We start from the raw sequence: 20,553 nt of genomic DNA on the forward strand, positions 1-20,553 counted from the left end.
TTTTATAGAGACAAGCCATGACCCCCGAACGCTTCAAGCGCATCACCGACATGCTGGCCCAGCGTCAGCTCGATTTGACCGTCTGCATGGAAGAGGTCCATAAACCTCACAATCTGGCCGCTATCGTGCGTACCGCCGATGCCATCGGCATCCACCGGGTACACGCCGTCTGGCCCAAAACCTGGATCCACAAGCGCAAGGGCACCGCCCGCGGCAGCCAGAACTGGGTAGATGTAAAACTGCACCCGGATATCGGAAGCGCGGTCGCCGAGCTTAAAGCCTCCGGCATGCAGATCCTGGCCACCCACCTCTCCGACAGCTCGGTCGATTTTCGCGCCATCGATTACACCAAACCAACCGCCATTCTGGTGGGTCAGGAGAAGCACGGCATCGGTGAAGAGGCGCTGGCGCTGGCCGACCACCATATCGTCATCCCCATGGTGGGCATGGTGCAGTCCCTCAACGTCTCGGTGGCTGCAGCCGCCATCCTCTACGAGGCGCAGCGCCAGCGCGAGCTGGCCGGCTGCTATCAACGCGGCTGCCCGCTCACGCTGGAGGAGCAGAACAGCATCCTGTTCGAGGGGGGTTATCCTATCTATGCCCAGCTCTGCAAAGAGAAAGAGATGCCCTACCCCCAGCTCGGCCCGGCCGGTGAAATTCTGGCGGACGAAGAGTGGTGGCAACGGATGCTGCTGACCCGCAAAGGGTGGGCGCAGCAGAGCGAACAGGACGATCCGCAGGAGGAGTGATGGATAACCCTTTTGGCAGCTGGCTGGAATCGCAAATCATCCGTGATCACCTGACCAACCCGAACATAGAGGCCGGCGACTACAGCTACTACTCCGGCTACTACCACGGTAAGCCGTTCGAGGATCACTGCGTCCGTTACCTGCTCGGCGATGGCTCGACCCGCGACACCTGGGAGAGCGGCCTCTGGGGCGAAGTGGACCGGCTGATCATCGGCAAGTTCTGCTCCATCGGCTCGGGCGCCACCTTCATGCTGGCGGGCAATCAGGGCCACCGGCTGGATTGGGTCTCCACCTTCCCGTTCAATCCCGACACCTTTGGCGAAGGGGCCCGCAGCGGCTTTCTGCGCAAGGGGGACACCCGGATTGGCAACGATGTCTGGATCGGCTCGGAAGCGATGATCATGCCCGGCATCACCATAGGTGATGGCGCCGTCATCGCCACCCGCGCCGTGGTGACCAAAGATGTGGCCCCTTACACCATAGTCGGCGGCAACCCGGCCCAGCCGATCCGCCGCCGTTTCAGCGATGAGCAGATCCTCATGCTGCAAGAGATGCAGTGGTGGGACTGGCCCCTGCCTCGCTTGCAAGCCTGCATGGCGCTGCTCTGCTCGGAGGATATCGCTGCCCTTTATCACCATTGGCAACAGGAGTGTGCCTGATGAAACCCCTCTCTCTTTCCCTGTTGGCCCTGACCCTGTTTTCTGCCGGAGCCCTTGCCGTGACCAATCCTTATGCGCTGACCAGCGAAGCCGATGTGCCCACCCTCTACCAGCAAACCCTGCCCGACTTCTGGCGCCAGCATGCGGTTGAAGGGGAGTTCAAGGGCAAGGATGGGGTGACCATCCGCTATGCCGCGCTACGGCAAGCCAAGGTCGATCGCGCCATCCTGATCGTCAATGGCCGGGTCGAGAGCTACCTCAAGTATCAGGAGCTGGCGTGGGATCTCTGGCGTCAAGGCTACAGCCTCTATCTCATCGACCATCGCGGTCAGGGGATGTCCGATCGGATGCTGGATGACCCGCAGAAGGGATATGTCGACCAGTTCGACGATTATGTGGTCGATCTGAAGCAATTTCACGACCAGATCATCATGGCGGACCAGCCTGCCAAGCTGTTCCTGCTGGCCCACTCCATGGGCGGCGCCATCTCGGCCCGCTATCTGGAACGCTGGCCCGATGATATCAAGGCGGCCGTGCTCTCCTCCCCCATGCTGGGCATCAATCTCGGCGGTCTGCCCAAGTGGCTGGCCAAGGGATTGGCGAGCACCATAGGCACGGTCGGCGGCTGGCTTGGCGAGCCTCCCTACGGCCCCGGTCAGGGCGCCTATCAGGATCACGGCTTTGCCGATAACGAGCTGACTCACAGCCAGCCCCGCTATCAAGCCTTCCGCCAAATCTACGAGCAGCACCCGCAGATCAAGCTGGGTGGCGCGACTGCCCACTGGATTTATCAGGGGATCACCGGTGCCGATGCCGCCATCGCCGATGCGGGCGCCATCAAAACCCCGCTGCTGGTGCTGCAAGCTGGCAACGACAGCGTGGTGGACAATGCCGCGCAGGAACGCTTCTGCACCATAGCCAAGTGCGAAGGGGGCAAACCGCTGCGCATCGAGGGGGCCTGGCACGAACTGTTTATCGAATCCGATGACAAACGCCAGCCCGCCCTGACCGCGATGGTCGACTTTTTCGCCCGCTTCTGAGCTGGCTATTTTTTGTAACCCTAAATAAATGGGGTGACAGTGCGGGCTAAGGTAAACTGCCCCTGTTTTCAATCGATGCCGAGGTAATGATGTTCAAGGTAGTTGTATCCGATCTCGATGGCACTCTGCTCAACAAGCAGCACCAGATCTCTCCCCGTACCCGGGATACCCTGCACCGCCTGGTAGAACAAGGTGTGAAATTCGTGGTCGCCACCGGCCGTCATCACGTTGACGTTCGCAGCTTCCGCGATGCGCTGGGGATGGACATCTACCTCATTACCTCCAATGGCGCCGTGGTCCATGACAAACAGGACCAGCTGATTTTCAACCAGCCGCTGCCGACCGAGATCGCCGCCGAACTGATTGCACTGGAGCGAGATCCCTCTATCCACCTCAATGTCTATCAGGGTGATGATTGGGTGGTGGAAGAGGAGCTGCCCTGGTTGCTGCAGTTCCACGACGAGTCAGGGTTCACCTACCGTCTGGTCGATGACCTGAAACAGGAACCGAAAGAGCAGATCAACAAGGTGTTCTACATCGGTGACCACGAGAAGCTGCTGAAGATTGAGGCGCACCTCAACCAGCGCTATGGCGATCAGCTCAATGTAACCTTCTCCCTGCCGGACTGTCTCGAAGTGATGCACGCCGGGGTGCATAAGGGCAATGCGGTGCGTGCCGTGCTGGAGCAGAACGGGTTCGATATGTCGGAGGCGATCGCCTTCGGCGATGGCATGAACGACTTCGAGATGCTGACCATGGTGGGACGCGGCATCGTGATGGGCAACGCCCATGACCGCCTGAAAATGGCGCTGCCGGAGTATGAGCAGACCCTCACCTCCGATGAAGATGGCGTCGCCGTCTATCTGGAGAAGCTGTTCGAGCTGGAGAGCGTCAGCGCAGCCTGATCCTCTTCAGCCCGCCATCCGATTCAGCAAAGCCTCACCATGTGAGGCTTTGTTTTTTCAGGGTTTCCAGCCAGGGATTGGGCCGCTGCCAGCTGAAGCTCTGGTTCGCTCCGCCGTAGCATTCAGCCAGCCGCAGCGGCGTGCCGGGGGTATGGCGTCGCCCGGCCACATCGAGGCAGCGAGAGACCTTGCTGTTGAAAAGCCTGTCTTTCTGCCACTCCCACTGCGCCTGACCGTCACAGGGTGCCAGCATCACTTCGCTGTCGTTTTTGGCTTGCAAACAGAGATCCTGCAGACGCAACTCACCCAGATCCCACTCGAACAGTTGATCGTCTTTTCCGCTGCAAGGTTGTGCCAACACCTTCTGTTGGGACACCGCAACGCAAAAATCACCGCTGGTCAGCAAGGGGGAAAGCACCCGGTCCTCCGACGGTATCGAAGCGATTGAGTCCATCATTTCATCGGTTGATGGCGGCTTGATGGTACATCCTCCCAGCAACAAGGCGACCAGCAGGGCGGGAGAGCAAGCAAGGGAAATTTTGTTATTCATGGAAAATGCCTGAAATGGGCCGATGACATCCGTTTGTCAGTGACTCGAGGCTGAAGCATAACCGAAAGGTGGGGCACTCTGCCCTGATAGAGTGTAAACAGACGTAACAGAGAAAGCGTGCAGGCGCAGTAAAGGCCGGAAAGCAAAAAACCTCGCCGAAGCGAGGTTTTTCTAAATGTGGTCGGTGATAAAGGATTCGAACCTTTGACCCTCTGGTCCCAAACCAGATGCGCTACCGGACTGCGCTAATCACCGAGGCTATTTCTTTCAAAATAGTTTACTTCAAAAAAACAAAGACGACCTGATGGTCATCCTCGTCATACAGCAAGTATGGTGCGAAGAGAGGGACTCGAACCCTCACACCCGGGGGGCACTAACACCTGAAGCTAGCGCGTCTACCAATTCCGCCACCTTCGCGTACCTGACAAGCTGTAAAATGGGGTGGCTGATGGGGCTCGAACCCACGACAACCGGAATCACAATCCGGGACTCTACCAACTGAGCTACAGCCACCACAGCTGTTTTCGTTCCACAACAACGCCCGTTTAACCGACGCACTTTTGATGGTGCGCCCGACAGGATTCGAACCTGTGACCTCTGCCTCCGGAGGGCAGCGCTCTATCCAGCTGAGCTACGGGCGCTACGCTGTCGAACGGGGCGCATTATTAATGATGGTTGCTGGTTTGTCTACACTTTTCTGTCACCGAAACACCGTTCGTTGTTTTTTCAAGCACATTGCGCACTTTTCTTCCACTATTCCCCTGCTGACAGCCAAAAAGGGGCAGATCGCAGTCGCAAATCGCCTTGCTGCCTTGACTTGATTTGATGCCCATCTAGAATGAATGAACGTTCATTCAATCGAAAGTCACACTGATGATTCTGGATAAAAAAGAGAGCATCTTCAACGCGGCCCATGAGGTGCTGGGTGAACGGGGTTTTCATGGTCTGTCGATTGCAGAAGTCGCCAAGAAGGCCAATGTTGCCACCGGCACCATCTATCGCTACTTCGGCGACAAGGATGATCTGATCCGGCAACTGCACCAGCACACTATCTTGCAGTGTGTGCCCATGGTCATGGCCGATGTAGCAATCGATAAAGTTTCATTTCAACAATTTCGCCAATTATGGCTCAATATTCATGCCATTTTTGTTAACGAACCCAACGCTATCCGGTGCAAATTGCAGTACGAGAGCTCTCCGCTAGGGGCAGAATTGGAGACCAATCCTGTCATTCTGGCCGCCTGGGAGCCTCTGGACCGATTTTTTGAACAGGGCGTTGAACAAGGATTGTTTATTGATTTACCGATACGGGCACTCCAGGTGTTGAGTCTGGACAGTGTCATGCATCTGGCCCTGCAGTGCAGGGTGCACAACATCACGCTGACCGAATCGCAGTTGGAAACCGCGATCCGGGCCAGCTGGAATGCCATTTTATCCCCCAATCTTTCCACCTCAGGAGCCTGTTCATGAAAAAGTGGATGGCCATTATGTTGCTGATAGCGATCGCCTTGTTTGGCAGCGTCATCGGCTTCAATTTGTTCAAACAGAAGATGATTGCCCAATATATGGCCAACCGGCCGGAACCCGAGTTCCCCGTCACCGCCATGGTGACCAAGGCGCAGGATTGGGTACCGACCATCGAAGCGATCGGCTTCATCGAGCCGAATCAGGGGGTGACCCTCTCCACCGAACTGGCCGGTACCATTGACGCCATCACCTTCGAGTCGGGCAAACCGGTCAAGGCTGACCAGCTGCTGCTCAGCCTGGACTCCACCGTGGAGCGGGCCAATCTGCGCGCCTCCCAGGCCAAGCTGCCGGCGGCAAAAGCCAAGTTCGATCGTTTCCAGAACCTCTACAAGACCAGCTCCATCTCCAAAGAGCAGCTGGATGAGGCGGAAGCGGCCTATCGCTCACTGGAAGCAGATATCGAGAGTCTGAAGGCGACCATTGCCCGTCGTGAAGTCCGTGCGCCCTTTAGCGGCGTGGTCGGCCTGCGCAATGTGTTCCTCGGTCAGTATCTGCAGCCGGGCACAGATATCGTGCGCCTGGAAGATACCAGCGTGATGCGCCTGCGCTTCACCGTGCCCCAGACCGATATCTCCAAAATCAAGCTGGGCCAGACCATCAAGATCAATGTGGATGCCTATCCGCAAACCCAGTTTGACGGTCATATCACCGCCATCGAGCCTGCGGTCAACTTCCAGAGCGGCCTGATCCAGGTACAGGCAGACATTCCGAACAACGACGGTCAGCTGCGTTCCGGTATGTTCGCCCGCGCCAGCATCATTCTGCCGACGGTGAAAGATCAGATCGTGATCCCGCAGACCGCTATCTCCTTCACCCTTTACGGTCAGAACGTCTACGTGCTCAAAGAGGGCGAAGAGACCGACAAAGAGGGTAACAAGGTGAAAGTGCTGCGAGCCAAGCAGGTTGTGGTCAAGGCCGGTGAGCGCCGTGGCAACGATGTGCATGTGCTCTCCGGCATCCAGGCCGGTGACCAGATCGTACTGTCGGGTCAGGTTCGCCTGAGCAACGACACCAAGGTGCATGTGGTCGAGAACGATGCCCTGGCCGTTCCGGCACAAACCCCGATGCTGTAAGCGCGGAGATCTGCGATGCGATTTACTGACATATTTATAAAACGGCCTGTGCTGGCGATCTCGCTCAGCTTCCTGATCGCCTTGCTGGGCTTTCAGGCCATCTTCAAGATGCAGGTACGGGAATACCCCGAGGTGACCAACACGGTGATCACCGTCAGCACTGGCTACTATGGCGCCAGTTCTGATCTGATCCAGGGGTTCATCACCCAGCCGCTGGAACAGGCGGTCGCGCAAGCCGACAACATCGACTTCATGACCTCCTCCAGCCAGCTGGGTAGCTCCACCATCACTGCATACATGAAGCTCAATACCGACCCCAACGCCGCGCTGTCCGATATACTGGCGAAGGTGAACTCGGTGCGCTCTCAGTTGCCGAAAGAGGCGGAAGACCCCTCGGTCACCTCCTCCACTGGTTCAACCACGGCGGTGCTCTACCTCGGCTTTACCAGCCCGGAGCTCAACTCCAGCCAGATCACCGACTATCTGGAGCGGGTTATCAAGCCACAGCTCTTTACTGTCGGCGGGGTCTCCAAGGTTGACCTCTACGGCGGTGTCGAGTTTGCCCTGCGGGTATGGCTGGATCCGGCCAAGATGGCGGCCTTCAACCTGACTGCCAGCGACGTGATGACGGTGCTCAACAGCAACAACTATCAGTCCGCGACAGGTCAGGCGACCGGTTACTTCACCCTGTTCAATGGCAATGCCGAGACCCAGGTCAAGGATGTCGACGAGCTGAAGCGACTGGTGGTGGCCACCCGCGACGGCAAGGTGATCCGTCTGGCGGACATCGCCAAGGTAACCCTCGAGAAGAGTCACGATGTCTATCGTGCCAGCGCCAATGGTCGCGAAGCCGTGGTCATGGCGGTCAACGCCGCCCCGACAGCCAACCCCATCAATATCGCCCGCGATGTGCTGGCACTGCTGCCGAGCCTTGAGCGCAATATGCCGAGCACCATGCGTCTCAACGTGATGTATGACTCCACCGTGGCGATCAACGAGTCCATCCACGAGGTTATCAAGACCATCCTGGAGGCAGCCGCCATCGTTCTAGTGGTCATCACCCTGTTCCTCGGCTCGTTCCGCGCGGTCATCATCCCGATCATCACCATTCCGCTCAGTCTTATCGGCGTGGTGATGATGATGGATATGTTCGGCTTCTCGATAAACCTGATGACCCTGCTGGCGATGGTGCTGGCGATCGGTCTGGTGGTGGATGACGCCATCGTGGTGCTGGAGAACGTCGACCGCCATATCAAAGAAGGTGAAGAGCCGTTCCGGGCAGCCATTATCGGTACCCGTGAAATTGCGGTGCCGGTCATCGCCATGACGGTTACCCTGGCTGCGGTATACGCGCCTATCGCCCTGATGGGGGGCATCACCGGCTCCCTGTTCAAGGAGTTTGCCCTGACCCTGGCTGGCGCCGTGTTCGTCTCGGGCATCATCGCCCTGACCCTGTCACCGATGATGTGTTCCAAGATGCTCAAAGCCAACGAGCAGCCGGGCAAATTCGAGAGCACGGTCCACCACCTGCTGGAACGGATGACCGATCGCTACGACAGCATGCTGCACGCCGTGATGAAAAAGCGCCCCGTCATCGTGGTGTTCGCCGTCATCGTGTTCGCCAGCCTGCCGTTGCTGTTCAAGTTCATCCCGAGCGAACTGGCACCGTCAGAGGACAAGGGGGTAATGGCCGTGCTGGGTACCGCACCGTCCAACGCCAACCTGGACTACATCGAAAACACCATGGCGGATGTGAACAAGATCCTGGACGAGCAGCCCGAGATCGCCTTCTCCCAGGTCTTCTCAGGGGTGTTCAACGCCAACCAGGCGTTCGGTATCGCCTCCATGGTGCCCTGGAGTCAGCGTGAAGCGAGCCAGAAAGAGGTGCTGGATCGGGTCGCCAATCTGGTGAAAGACATCCCGGGTATGGCCATCACCACCTTCCAGTTCCCGGAACTGCCGGGAGCATCGAGTGGTCTGCCGATCCAGTTCGTCATCACCACCCCGAACAGCTTCGAAAGCCTGTTCCTGGTGGCCGGTGAAATTCTGGCCGCGGCGCAGAGTAACGGTCAGTTCGTCTATTCGGATCTCGATCTGAACTACGACTCCGCCACCATGAAGATCCGCATCGACAAGGACAAGGCGGGTGCCTACGGCATCACCATGCAGGATATCGGTATCACCATGGGCACCATGATGGCGGACGGTTACGTCAACCGTATCGACCTGGATGGCCGCTCCTACGAGGTGATCCCGCAGGTCGAGCGCAAATACCGTCTCAATCCGGAGTCCATCAAGGGCTACTACGTGCGGGCCGCAGATGGCAAGTCGATCCCGCTCGGCAGCCTGATCACCATTGAAGTGGTTGGCGAGCCCCGCGCCCTGCCCCACTTCAACCAGCTGAACTCCGCCACTATCGGTGCCGTTCCGGCTCCGGGTGTGGCCATGGGTGATGCGATCAACTGGTTCCAGACCACCGCCGACGAGAAGCTGCCGCAAGGCTATCGTTACGACTTCATGGGTGAAGCCCGTCAGTTCGTCACCGAAGGCAATGCGCTCTATGCCACCTTCGCGCTGGCACTGGCGATCATCTTCCTGGTGCTGGCGATCCAGTTCGAGTCGGTGCGTGACCCCTTGGTAATCATGGTCTCTGTCCCGCTCGCCATCAGTGGAGCATTGATTGCCCTGGCATGGGGACTGGCGACCATGAACATCTACTCCCAGGTGGGCCTCATCACCCTGGTGGGTCTGATTACCAAGCACGGCATCCTGATCTGTGAAGTAGCGAAGGAAGAGCAGCTGCTGCGCGGCATGAACCGGATGGAAGCCGTGATGCAAGCCGCCAAGGTGCGTCTGCGTCCGATCCTGATGACCACCGCCGCCATGATTGCCGGTCTGATCCCGCTGCTCTACGCCGCAGGCGCCGGTGCAGCACAACGGTTCAGCATCGGTATCGTCATCGTGGCAGGCCTTGCCATCGGTACCCTGTTCACCTTGTTCGTACTGCCGGTGATCTACACCTATCTGGCTTCCGAGCACAAACCCTTGCCGGTATTCGATGAAACCATTCCGCCCAAGGCAAACGGCGGACACTGATCATCAATCACTTGCCAAGGCCCCGATACGGGGCCTTTTTTATGGTTCGCAGGAAAGACGACATAAGTCCATGAAGCAGTTAAACTAAAAAACACAACATCCAGACCGCAAGGACGCCATGTCAGGACTCATCTCCAAGACCGCCGAGGCCATAGGCCGCAACGGACTCTCATACCGCCTGCTCTCCTATATTCTGGTGTGTAGTACCGTATTGGCGATGATCATTACGGTGCTGCAACTCGCCTGGGATTACCGCAAGGATGTCGCCGTCATCGAAGACAGCATCGGCCAGATCGAAGCCTCCTTTTTGCAACCTATTGCCGCCAGCTTGTGGAACCTCGATGAGGAGCAGGTCAAAGTGCAGATCGAAGGGATCATGAACCTGCCCAACATGCAGTTTGTGATGGTCAAGGAGATGCTCGGCAACTCCGAAGTGCCACTGTTGACCCAGGGAGTGGAACGGGAAAGCTATGACATCTCCCAGGAGTTCAATCTCACCTATCAGGGGGAAATTGTCGGCAAGCTGTTTGTCGCCGCGTCGCTGGAGCAGATTTACCAGCGTCTGATTGAGAAGTCAGTGCTGATCATGGTCAGCCAGACCATCAAGACCCTGGTGGTCTCATTTTGTATCCTGATCATCATTTACTATCTGGTGGTCAGACACATCAACCGCATCGCCAACTACGCCCAGAAGTTCAACCTCGATCGGCTCGACATGGAGCTGGTGCTGGAGGGGCGTCCGCAACCACGCAAGAAACCCGACGAACTGGATACCCTGGTCTCCACCCTCAACCAGATGCGCACACGGCTACGTGACGAGCTGGTCGCTCGTCATCAGGCGGTGGAACAACTGCAACAGGAGCGGGATTTCTCCGCCACCCTGATCAACTCGGCCAACATGGTCATCTGCTGTATGGAGCCGGATCTCACCATCGCCAGCATCAATCCGGCAGCCATCCTGCTGACCGGTTATCACCAACAGGAGCTGCTCCAGCACAACTGGCTGGATCTCTTCGTCAGCCCGACCCAGCGGGAAGAGCTGAACGATATTCTGGCGGCGGAAGGTTCACTGGCGGACAAAGAGGTCATCATGCATGACCAGCAGGCCCACGAGCTGGTGCTGCAGTGGACCTTCGTACCCTTCTATGAAGGGCCGAACCTCAAGTATCAGATCGGCTTCGGCTACGACATCACCCAGCTGAAAAAGGTCGAGCGGGAGATAATCCAGCTCAACGAGCAGCTGGAAGGCAAGGTGGTGGAGCGTACCCGCAGCCTGAGCGAAGCCAACAACCAGCTGGGCAAGGCGTACGACGACCTGAAACAGGCCCAGCAAACCCTGGTGGAGTCGGAGAAGATGGCCTCCCTCGGCTCGCTGGTGGCCGGGGTGGCACACGAGATCAATACCCCAATCGGCATCAGTGTGACCGCCTCCTCCTACCTGCAGGAACGGGTTGCCGATTTCAAATCTCATATAGAGTCAAAACAGCTGTCGCGTTCCTATCTCAACGAGTTCACCGTCAACCTCGACGAGTCGATGCAGCTGCTGCAGAGCAACCTGCGGCGCGCCTCCGAGCTGATTGCCAGCTTCAAGCAGGTGGCGGTCGACCAGTCATCGGAAGCACGCTACAACTTCAGCCTCGCCGACAACCTCCATCAGGTGGTGGTCTCGCTTGGCCACAAACTGAAGAAGAGCCAGTGCGAAGTGGATATCCAGTGCGATCCCAAGCTGTCTATATTCTCCTTCCCGGGCAGTTTTACCCAGATCTACTCGAACCTGATCCTCAACTCCATCAACCACGGGTTCGACAACTGGGACAAACCGAAGAAGATCACCATCAAGGTGGAACAGCAGGGAGAGGAGCTGTTTATCGACTATTCGGACAATGGCCGCGGCATCCCGCCCGAAATCTTGCCGCGCATCTTCGATCCCTTCGTCACCTCCAAGCGGGGTCAGGGTGGCAGCGGTCTGGGCACCCACATCATCTACAACCTGGTGGTGCAACTGCTGAAAGGCCGTATCAGCTGTGCCAGCGAACCGGGCCAGGGCGCCCAGTTCCATATTCGCCTGCCGATCCAACATAACTGAGTGCTGGCTCTTGTGAGCCAGCCGCTTTATCCCCATCATGCTGTGATTGCATTCTTAATGAGCGGAGAACCTCGCAATGGCACAGCATTTTGACTATATCGCCATCGGCGGCGGCAGCGGCGGTATTGCTTCTGCCAACCGGGCTGCCATGTACGGTAAGAAAGTTGCCCTGATTGAAGCCAAAGAGTTGGGTGGAACCTGCGTCAACGTAGGCTGCGTACCGAAGAAGGCTATGTGGTATGCAGGCCAGATCGCCGATGCCCTGAAATATGGCGCCGACTACGGCTTTGACACCACCCTCAACCACTTCAACTGGGCCAAGCTGGTCGAGTCCCGCCAGGCCTACATAGGCCGCATTCACCAGTCCTATCAGAACGTGCTGGGCAAGAACCAGATCACCGTCATCAAGGGCTTCGCCCGCTTCGTCAATAGCAACACGATCGAGGTCAATGGCGAGCAGTACAGCGCCGATCACATCCTGATCGCTACCGGTGGCCGCCCGGAAATTCCGGCCATCCCAGGTGCCGAACTGGGTATCGACTCCGACGGCTTCTTCGAGCTGCAGAGCCAACCCAAGCGGGTTGCCGTAGTGGGTGCCGGCTATATCGCCGTCGAGATCGCCGGGGTGATGCAGGCACTGGGCTCCGAGACCCATCTGGTGGTGCGCAAGCACGCCCCGCTGCGCAATTTCGATCCCATGATCCACGAGACACTGGTGGAGATCATGGCGCAGGAAGGACCCAAGCTGCATACCCACGCCATTCCCAAAGCCGTGCTCAAGAACGCTGACAACAGCCTGACCCTGCAACTGGAAGATGGTCGCCACCTCACCGTTGACTGCCTGATCTGGGCCATCGGCCGGGTACCGGCTACCGACAACCTCAACCTGGCTGCCGCTGGCATCACGCTGGACGAGAAGGGCTTTATCCCGACCGACAAGTTCCAGAACACCGCCGTCGCCAACATCTATGCAGTGGGTGACAACACGGGGCGCATCCAACTCACCCCGGTGGCTGTCGCCGCGGGCCGTCGCCTCTCCGAACGGCTGTTCAACAACAAGCCGAACGAGCACCTCAACTACGATCTGGTGCCGACCGTGGTGTTCAGCCACCCGCCCATAGGTACCATTGGCATGACCGAACCGGAAGCCATCGCCGAATACGGCGAAGATCAGGTGAAGGTCTACCGCAGCCAGTTCACCGCCATGTACTCGGCACTGACCCAGCATCGCCAGCCCACCCGGATGAAGCTGGTCTGTGTCGGCCCGGAAGAGAAGGTAGTCGGTCTGCACGGCATCGGCTTTGCGATGGACGAGATCCTGCAAGGCTTCGGCGTCGCCATGAAGATGGGTGCCACCAAGGCAGACTTCGACAACTGTGTCGCCATCCACCCGACTAGCGCGGAAGAGTTTGTAACAATGCGATAAGCACGTTGCAGACTGACCTGCCACTATCAGGTCATCTTCTCCACCAGCGTTCAAACCCGGCTCAGGCCGGGTCTTTTGATCCCGCCTCGCCACCAGAACCCTCGCAAAAACCTCGTTCTTTACGCCGATTTTACGTCAGCCAAATCGGGCTTTATGGCGCCTTTACGCCCGTTTTACATACCCTTTCAGCGTCAATGAGACCTATGGGATCGACACGGATATGCATCGATCCCTGACGCTAATTACCTCAACGGAGTCGTTATGAATTGGCTATATCTGCTGCTGGTCCTCGCCCTCGCGGGCTATCTGCTGCGCGCCCTCGCGCGCACTCATGAGTGAGGAACCGGATATGTGGCAAGAGATCATCTATCCCGTCGCGTTCGTGCTGCTGGTGCTGCTGCCGGCGCCTCTGCTTGGCAACTACCTGTATCGGGTGTTTGAAGGCAAGAGTCGCTGGCTGGCCCCGCTTGAGCGCGCCACCCTGGCCTGCTGCGGCACGGACGGGCGCGAGCAGGACTGGAAGTCCTACGCCCTCAGCCTGCTGGCCTTCAACGGCGCAGGCTTCGGCCTGCTGTTCCTGATCCTGATGGCGCAGGGGCTGCTGCCCCTCAACCCGCAGCAGCTGCCCGGGCTGAACTGGCAACTCGCCTTCAACACCGCGGTCAGCTTCATGACCAACACCAACTGGCAGGCCTACTCCGGCGAAGCCAGCCTCTCCTACTTCAGCCAGATGGTGGGGCTCACCACCCAGAACTTCGTCTCCGCCGCCACCGGCGCTGCCGTCGCCATCGCCCTGTTTCGCGGCATCGCCCGCCAGCAGACCACCCACCTCGGCAACTTCTGGCAGGATCTGGTGCGTTTCTGTCTCTACGTGCTGCTGCCGATGGCGCTGATCCTGGCGCTGCTGCTGGTATGGCAGGGGGTGCCCCAGAGCCTGTCGGCCTATATGCCGTTCCACGCGCTGGAAGGCCAGGAGCAGCTGCTGCCGCTCGGCCCGGCCGCCTCCCAGATCGCCATCAAGCAGCTCGGCTCCAACGGCGGTGGCTTCTTCGGCATCAACTCGGCCCATCCGTTCGAGAACCCGACCGCCCTCTCCAACTGGCTGGAGATGGTCGCCCTGCTGACCCTGGCCGCCGCCATGGTCTGCACCCTGGGTCGCTACGTGAAGGATCTGGCTCACAGTCGCGCCATCCTCATCGCCATGACCATCATGCTGGTGCTGGGGCTCTGCCTCGCCATCGGTCAGGAGCTGAAACCGGATCCGGCCCTCGCCCACCTCACCAGCGAAGCCGGCAACTGGGAAGGCAAGGAGAGCCGCTTCGGCCCCGTGCTGTCCAGCATCTGGGAAGTGGCCACCACCGCCGCCTCCAACGGCTCGGTCAACGCCATGCACGACAGCTTCACCCCCCTCGCCGGCATGGTCGCCATGATCAACATGCTGCTGGGTGAAGTGGTGTTCGGCGGCGTCGGTGCCGGCATCTACGGCATGATGCTGTTCGTGCTGCTGACCGTGTTCCTGTGCGGCCTGATGGTGGGTCGCACCCCCACCTATCTGGGCAAACGGCTCGGCATCACCGAGATGAAATGGGTGGTCGCCAGCATGCTGGTGATGCCGGTCGGGGTATTGGTGATCGGCGGCATTACCCTGCTGATGCCGGACTCCGCCACCGTCATCGGACACGACGGCCCCCACGGCCTGTCCCGGCTGATCTATGCCTACGCCTCGGCCGCCGGCAACAACGGCTCCGCCTTCGCCGGCTTTGCCGCCGCCGACAGCTGGCAGTGCATCGCCATCGGGCTGGCCATGCTGCTCGGCCGCTTCGGCTACATCATTCCGGTGCTGGCCATCGCCGGCCAGCTGGCCCGCGCACCACGCCAGGAGACGAGCGAAGGGGACTTCCCCGTTAGCGGCCCGCTCTTCATCACCCTGCTGATCGTCACCGTGCTGCTGATGGGGGGTCTCTCCTTCCTGCCGGTACTGGCGCTGGGCCCGGTGGCGGAACACCTGAGCCTGCTGGGAGGTGCCTTCTGATGCTGCACACCCGACTGATCTGCGTGACCAACTATTCGATGCAGGGAGCTTTCCAATGAGCAAGTCCGCTTCAATGAGCACCGACACCGTTCAGGTGAAGGGCAAGAAACAGAAATCACAGATCCTGCAGGCCATGGTGGAAGCCCTCTATCGCTTCAACCCCAGGGCGCTGTTCGGCAGCCCCATCCTGTTCACCCTCTGGTTGGCGGCCGTGATGGCGACCCTGGAGTCGCTGCTGGGGCAACCGCTCTCCGGCGTCGCCCCTTCGCTGGCCTGGCAGCTGACTGCCTGGCTCTGGCTCACCCTCTGGTTTGCCAACTTCGCCGAAACCCTGGCCGAGGGGCGTGGCAAGGCGCGGGCCGACAGCCTGAAGGCCGGCATGAGCCAGCTCAAGGCACGTCGGGTCACCAGCCCGCAGGATGACAAGGGCGAGTGGGTACCGGCCACCAGCCTGCTCAAGGGCGATCTGGTGCTGGTGCGCAGCGGCGAGATGATCCCGGCCGACGGCGAAGTGGTCGCCGGCATCGCCTCGGTCAACGAGGCGGCCATCACCGGCGAATCCGCCCCCGTCATCCGCGAGTCGGGCACCGACCGCAGCGGCGTGACCGGCAACACCACCGTCGTCTCCGACCAGATCTGGGTACACATCAGCAACAACCCGGGCGAAAGCACGCTGGATCGCATGATTGCGCTGGTGGAAGGAGCCAAGCGGCAGAAGACCCCCAACGAGATGGCGCTGGACGCCCTGCTGGTGGGGCTGACCCTGATCTTCCTGCTGGTGGTGGCCACCCTGCCCTGGTTCCTCGACTACAACGGCACCCAGGTGCCCCGGCTCTATCTGCTGGCGCTGTTCATCACCCTGATCCCGACCACCATCGGCGGTCTGCTCTCCGCCATCGGCATCGCCGGCATGGACCGGCTGGTGAAGCTCAACGTGATCGCCAAGTCGGGCCGGGCGGTGGAAGCCGCCGGCGACGTGCGCACCCTGCTGCTGGACAAGACCGGCACCATCACTTTCGGCAACCGGATGGCGGACGAGCTGATCCCGGCCCCCGGCGTGGACCCCTCCCTGCTGGCCCAGGCCGCCATGCTGGCCTCGCTCGGTGACAACACGCCGGAAGGCAAATCCATCCTGACCCTGGCGGGCAAGAGCCACACCAAGCCGAGCCAGCTGGAGAGCGACATCCTCATCCCCTTCAGCGCCGAGACCCGGCTGAGCGGGCTGGATCGCAACGGCCATCACTATCGCAAGGGGGCGGTGGACGCGGTGCTGCGCTACCTCTCCCTCGATCGCAAGGCGGTGCCCGAGCTCATCCTCAAATCGGTGGACAACATCGCCCGCCAGGGCGGTACCCCGCTGCTGGTCTGCACCCACGAGAAGCTGCTGGGGGTAGTGTTCCTCAAGGACATCATCAAGCCGGGCATCAAGGCACGCTTCCAGATCCTGCGCCACATGGGGATCCGCACCGTGATGATCACCGGTGACAACCCGCTGACCGCCGCCGCCATCGCCGCCGAGGCTGGGGTGGACGACTTCATCGCCGAGGCGACGCCGGAGAAGAAGCTGGCCTACATCCGTCAGGAGCAGGCCGACGGCCGGCTGGTCGCCATGTGCGGGGACGGCGCCAACGACGCACCGGCGCTGGCCCAGGCCGACGTGGGGCTGGCCATGAACGAGGGGACCCAGGCCGCCAAGGAGGCGGGCAACCTGGTGGATCTCGACTCCAACCCCACCAAGCTGCTGGACGTGGTGCTGGTGGGCAAGCAGCTGCTGGTGACCCGTGGCGCCCTGACCACCTTCTCCATCGCCAACGACGTGGCCAAGTACTTCGCCATCCTGCCGGCCCTGTTCATCGCCGCCTATCCGCAGTTGGGGGGGCTGAACCTGATGCAGCTGGGCAGCCCCGAGAGCGCCATCCTGTCGGCCATCATCTTCAACGCCCTGATCATCGTCGCGCTGGTGCCGCTGGCCCTGCGCGGGGTCAGCCTGCAGGGCTCGGCCGCCAGCCTGCTGCGCCGCAACCTGCTGATCTACGGCGTCGGCGGCCTGATAGTGCCTTTCATAGGTATCAAGCTGATCGACCTGGTCATCACCGGCCTGGGGCTGGTGTAACGGCATCACCGGATGCGGGGCAGGCCCGCATCCACCCAACACATTTGGAGCAAACACATCATGATAGCAATCAGAACCCTGCTGACCCTGACCCTGCTGCTGGGGGTAGCGTATCCGCTGGCAGTCACCGGGCTGGCCCAGTTGCTCTTCCCCTGGCAGGCCAACGGCAGCCTGCTCACCAACGCCAAACAGCAGGTGGTCGGCAGCGCCCTGCTGGCACAGAAGTTCGAGCGGGCCGACTACTTCCACTCCCGCCCCTCCGCCAGCGACTTCGCCACCATAGGCGGAGGTGCCAGCAACCTGGGGATGAGCTCGCCGCTGCGGGCCGAGTTTGCCGCCGCGGCGGCCAGGGCGCAGCCGGAATCAAGGGTCCCCGCCCTGCTGACCCGCTCCGCCTCCGGCCTCGATCCCCATCTGCCGCTCGCTGCAGCGCTGGCTCAGGTAAAGCGGGTCGCCGGGCAACGGGGGCTGGATCCCGTTCAGCTGACAGAGCAGGTCAAGTCGGCGGCACAAGCTGGTATCCTTGGCCCGCAGGTGGTCAACATTCTCCAGTTGAACCTGCAACTCGATCATCAAAAGGGCGCCTGAGGGCGCTCCTTGTAGTTCGGGACAGGCTCCCTTTCGACACGGGGACAAGCATGAGCAATGAGGTCACGGCCGCGGTTCGGCCGATGCAACGGGAGCACGGGGATGCGTGATGAGGTGAGGGCGGACGCCCTGCTGGCGAGCCTGGAACAGGAGCACAGGGGCAAGCTGAAGGTGTTTCTCGGTGCCGCCCCCGGCGTCGGCAAGACCTACGCCATGCTGCAGGCGGTACGGGAGCAGGCCAGGGAGGGAGTCGACATCCTGATCGGGGTGGTGGAGACCCACGGCCGCCAGGAGACCCTGGCCCTGCTCGACAAGCTCTCCATCCAGCCGCGCAAGCTGCACCTGCACCGCCAGCAGCGGCTGGAGGAGATGGATCTAGACGGCCTGCTGGCCCACAAGCCCGCCATCGCCGTGGTGGACGAGCTGGCCCACAGCAACGCCCCCGGCAGCCGCCATGAGAAGCGCTGGCAGGATGTGGAGGAGCTGCTGGGTGCCGGCATCGACGTCTACACCACCCTCAACGTGCAGCACCTGGAGAGCCTCAACGATCTGGTGTGGCAACTGACCGGGGTCAGGGTCAAGGAGACACTGCCGGATCAGGTGCTGCTGGAGGCCGACAGCCTGGTGCTGATAGACCTCCCCCCCAAGGAGCTGCTCGGCCGCCTCAAGGAGGGCAAGGTCTATGTGTCCCACCAGGCCAAGGCCGCCCTGCAGTCCTTTTTCTCTCTCAACAACCTGACCGCCCTGCGCGAGTTGGCGATGCAGACCGCCGCCAGCCACGTGGAGGGGGATCTGCAATTGCAGTGGCAGGCCGCCGGCAAGACCACACTGCCGCTGCGGGGCAAGCTGATGGTCTGCCTCGGCGATCAGCACGGCGCCGCCTTGGTGCGCTACGGCCACCGCTTCGCCCAGCGCCGCCAGCTGCCCTGGCTGGTGGTACACATCGACAGCAAGGGGCAGCGCTCGGTCGAGCTAGAGCAGGCGCTGGCGCTCGCTTCCCAGCTGGGGGCCAAGGTGCTGACTCTCTCCAGTCCGGCGGTGGCCGACACCCTGCTGGAGACCGCCGAGCAGCAGCAGGTGTCGCAACTGCTGTTGGGCAAACCTCACAAGGCCCCCTGGCGTCGCTCGCTGGTGCAACACCTGCTCAAGCAGGCGCAGGGGCTCGAGATCACACTGGTGGATACCGAGAAGCGCAAGCCCAACCTGGGCTTGCAGCCGCTCCACCCCAAGGACATTCGCCAGAGCCTGCTGGCAGTGGCCATCATGGGGACCACCTCGGCCGCCGTCTGGGGCCTCTCCCACTGGCTGCCGCCCGCCTCCCTGCCCATGCTGTTCGTGCTGGGGGTGCTGGCCACCGCGCTCACCACCAGCCTGATGCCCGCCATCCTGGCTGCGGTGCTGGGCTTCGTCGGCCACAATCTGCTGTTCACCGCCCCCTACTTCTCTTTGAGCGTGGCCAGCCACAGCGATCTGCTCACCCTGTTCGTGCTGTTGATCGTCGGCATCACGGCCGGGCGGCTCGCCTCCCGTCAGCGGCAACAGCTGATCGGCCTGCGCGAAACCCAGCAGCTGGGCAACGCCCTGCTGTCGCTGAGCCAGGGGCTGGCCACCGCCAGCAGCCCGGAAGAGGTGCTCAGACAGGGTTCCCAGGCCATCTCGCTGGCACTGGGCCAGCCGGTGTTCGCCCTCGATCAGCACTACCAGCACAGGGCCGGTTCGACCCAGCACAAGCCGGGGCAGACCGACAAGGCGGCCATCGACTGGTGTCTGGCCCAGAAGCAGAGCGCCGGCGCCCACACCGCCACCCTCAACGCTGCCGAGGCCCAGTACCACCACCTCAGCGATGAACTGGTGCTGGGGATAGTGCTGGCCAATCCGCTCGCCTCCTCGGCCGAGCATCAGCTGCAGGCCCTGCTCACCGATATCCGCGCCGCGCTGGCCCGGATCGATCTCAACGAACGGCTGGCCGACAGCCAGCTGCAGGCGGAGACCGACCGAATGCGCGCCGCCCTGCTCTCCTCGGTCTCCCACGATCTGAAAACGCCGCTGGCCACCATCATGGGGGCCGGCAGCACCCTGCTGGAATATGGTGACCGGATCAGCAGCGAAGATCGCAGCGAGCTATTGCACTCGGTGCAGGACGAGGCGCGCCGCCTGCACAGCTATGTGCAGAACCTGCTGGACATGACCCGCATCGGCTCGCCGGATTTCCAGCTGAAACGGGACTGGGTCGACCTGGCGGATCTGGTGGAGAACGCCCGCCGCCGGCTCGACTCCTCCTGGCGCCAGCACAAGCTGCTGGTGCACTTCGATCAGCAGATCCCCCGCCTCTATGTGCACGGCGCCCTGATCGAGCAGGTGCTGGTCAACATTCTCGACAACGCCTCCCGCTATTCGCCGGCCGGCACCCCCATCGAGTTCAAGGTGATGCTGGCGGACCCCGATCTCATCCTCGACATCATCGACATCGGGGTCGGCATTGCCGAGTCGGATCGGGACAAGATCTTCAATCTGTTCTACACCCAGCCAGTTGGCGACTGCGGCAGCCGCGGCACCGGGCTTGGCCTCGCCATTTCCCGCGCTATGATAGAGGCCCACGGCGGCCGCATCTGGGCATTTTCTGGCCCCAACGGCAACGGTACCTGCATGCGCATCTCCCTGCCGCTGGCGCTCAACGCAGCCGCGGCCTGAACATTTTTACTCTATCCA

At 60.9% G+C, this 20,553-nt stretch carries 14 protein-coding genes and 4 tRNA genes; 13 read left to right on the forward strand and 5 right to left on the reverse strand.

The features are described from left to right. Nucleotides 1-17: 17 nt before the first annotated feature. From trmH to G5367_RS16585, 4 genes are all read left to right on the forward strand, one after another. Entirely contained in the window at nt 18-749 is a 732-nt protein-coding gene (gene trmH, locus G5367_RS16570; protein WP_421244768.1) for a tRNA (guanosine(18)-2'-O)-methyltransferase TrmH, read from the forward strand. Further along, nucleotides 749-1,408, forward strand: a complete 660-nt coding sequence (locus G5367_RS16575) for a CatB-related O-acetyltransferase (RefSeq protein WP_337073429.1) — start codon at nt 749-751, stop codon at nt 1,406-1,408. The genes trmH and G5367_RS16575 overlap by 1 nt, the downstream gene beginning before the upstream one ends. Continuing rightward, nucleotides 1,408-2,448 carry an alpha/beta fold hydrolase gene (locus G5367_RS16580; protein ID WP_337073430.1) on the forward strand — a complete coding sequence of 347 codons (1,041 nt, stop codon included), beginning with the start codon at nt 1,408-1,410 and terminating at the stop codon, nt 2,446-2,448. The genes G5367_RS16575 and G5367_RS16580 overlap by 1 nt, the downstream gene beginning before the upstream one ends. Nucleotides 2,449-2,537: 89 nt before the next feature. Continuing rightward, on the forward strand, nt 2,538-3,353 hold the full coding sequence (locus G5367_RS16585; protein WP_005339262.1) for a Cof-type HAD-IIB family hydrolase: 816 nt from the start codon (nt 2,538-2,540) through the stop codon (nt 3,351-3,353). Nucleotides 3,354-3,387: 34 nt separating this feature from the next. Here G5367_RS16585 and G5367_RS16590 read toward each other — a convergent pair whose 3' ends face one another. The 5 genes from G5367_RS16590 to G5367_RS16610 form a co-directional block, all read right to left on the reverse strand. Further along, entirely contained in the window at nt 3,388-3,903 is a 516-nt protein-coding gene (locus tag G5367_RS16590) for a ricin-type beta-trefoil lectin domain protein (protein ID WP_216979787.1), read from the reverse strand. A 178-nt stretch (nt 3,904-4,081) separates the two neighbouring features. Continuing rightward, nucleotides 4,082-4,158, reverse strand: a tRNA-Pro gene (locus G5367_RS16595). A 76-nt stretch (nt 4,159-4,234) separates the two neighbouring features. Next, nucleotides 4,235-4,320 (reverse strand) — tRNA-Leu (locus G5367_RS16600). 20 nt (nt 4,321-4,340) lie between these two features. Beyond that, nucleotides 4,341-4,416: transfer RNA gene (locus G5367_RS16605), tRNA-His, on the reverse strand. Nucleotides 4,417-4,467: 51 nt separating this feature from the next. Continuing rightward, nucleotides 4,468-4,544 (reverse strand) — tRNA-Arg (locus G5367_RS16610). A 232-nt stretch (nt 4,545-4,776) separates the two neighbouring features. Between G5367_RS16610 and G5367_RS16615 the strand changes: the two genes are divergently transcribed. The 9 genes from G5367_RS16615 (at nt 4,777) to G5367_RS16655 (ending at nt 20,535) form a co-directional block, all read left to right on the forward strand. Next, nucleotides 4,777-5,373, forward strand: a complete 597-nt coding sequence (locus G5367_RS16615) for a TetR/AcrR family transcriptional regulator (protein ID WP_005339267.1) — start codon at nt 4,777-4,779, stop codon at nt 5,371-5,373. Further along, on the forward strand, nt 5,370-6,503 hold the full coding sequence (locus G5367_RS16620; RefSeq protein ID WP_005355753.1) for an efflux RND transporter periplasmic adaptor subunit: 1,134 nt from the start codon (nt 5,370-5,372) through the stop codon (nt 6,501-6,503). The genes G5367_RS16615 and G5367_RS16620 overlap by 4 nt, the downstream gene beginning before the upstream one ends. A gap of 15 nt (nt 6,504-6,518) precedes the next feature. Continuing rightward, nucleotides 6,519-9,599, forward strand: a complete 3,081-nt coding sequence (locus G5367_RS16625; protein ID WP_216952542.1) for a multidrug efflux RND transporter permease subunit — start codon at nt 6,519-6,521, stop codon at nt 9,597-9,599. 118 nt (nt 9,600-9,717) lie between these two features. After that, the gene (locus G5367_RS16630) at nt 9,718-11,685 is read left to right on the forward strand and encodes an ATP-binding protein (RefSeq protein ID WP_421244767.1); all 1,968 of its coding nucleotides are present in this window, start codon (nt 9,718-9,720) and stop codon (nt 11,683-11,685) included. Between the two features lie 76 nt (nt 11,686-11,761). Beyond that, nucleotides 11,762-13,111, forward strand: a complete 1,350-nt coding sequence (gene gorA, locus G5367_RS16635; protein WP_421244766.1) for a glutathione-disulfide reductase — start codon at nt 11,762-11,764, stop codon at nt 13,109-13,111. A 349-nt stretch (nt 13,112-13,460) separates the two neighbouring features. Further along, nucleotides 13,461-15,143 (forward strand): potassium-transporting ATPase subunit KdpA, encoded by a 1,683-nt coding sequence (gene kdpA / locus G5367_RS16640; protein WP_279987811.1) that lies wholly within the window; start codon nt 13,461-13,463, stop codon nt 15,141-15,143. A gap of 55 nt (nt 15,144-15,198) precedes the next feature. Beyond that, nucleotides 15,199-17,256: a potassium-transporting ATPase subunit KdpB gene (kdpB, locus tag G5367_RS16645; protein WP_421294703.1), complete on the forward strand. Its 2,058-nt coding sequence runs from the start codon at nt 15,199-15,201 to the stop codon at nt 17,254-17,256. Between the two features lie 60 nt (nt 17,257-17,316). After that, on the forward strand, nt 17,317-17,844 hold the full coding sequence (locus G5367_RS16650; protein ID WP_421294705.1) for a potassium-transporting ATPase subunit C: 528 nt from the start codon (nt 17,317-17,319) through the stop codon (nt 17,842-17,844). Nucleotides 17,845-17,946: 102 nt separating this feature from the next. After that, entirely contained in the window at nt 17,947-20,535 is a 2,589-nt protein-coding gene (locus tag G5367_RS16655) for a DUF4118 domain-containing protein (protein ID WP_421244762.1), read from the forward strand. Nucleotides 20,536-20,553 lie beyond the last annotated feature (18 nt).

The sequence above is a fragment of the Aeromonas sp. 604282 genome, from assembly GCF_049170575.1.
Lineage (GTDB): Bacteria > Pseudomonadota > Gammaproteobacteria > Enterobacterales > Aeromonadaceae > Aeromonas > Aeromonas veronii_A.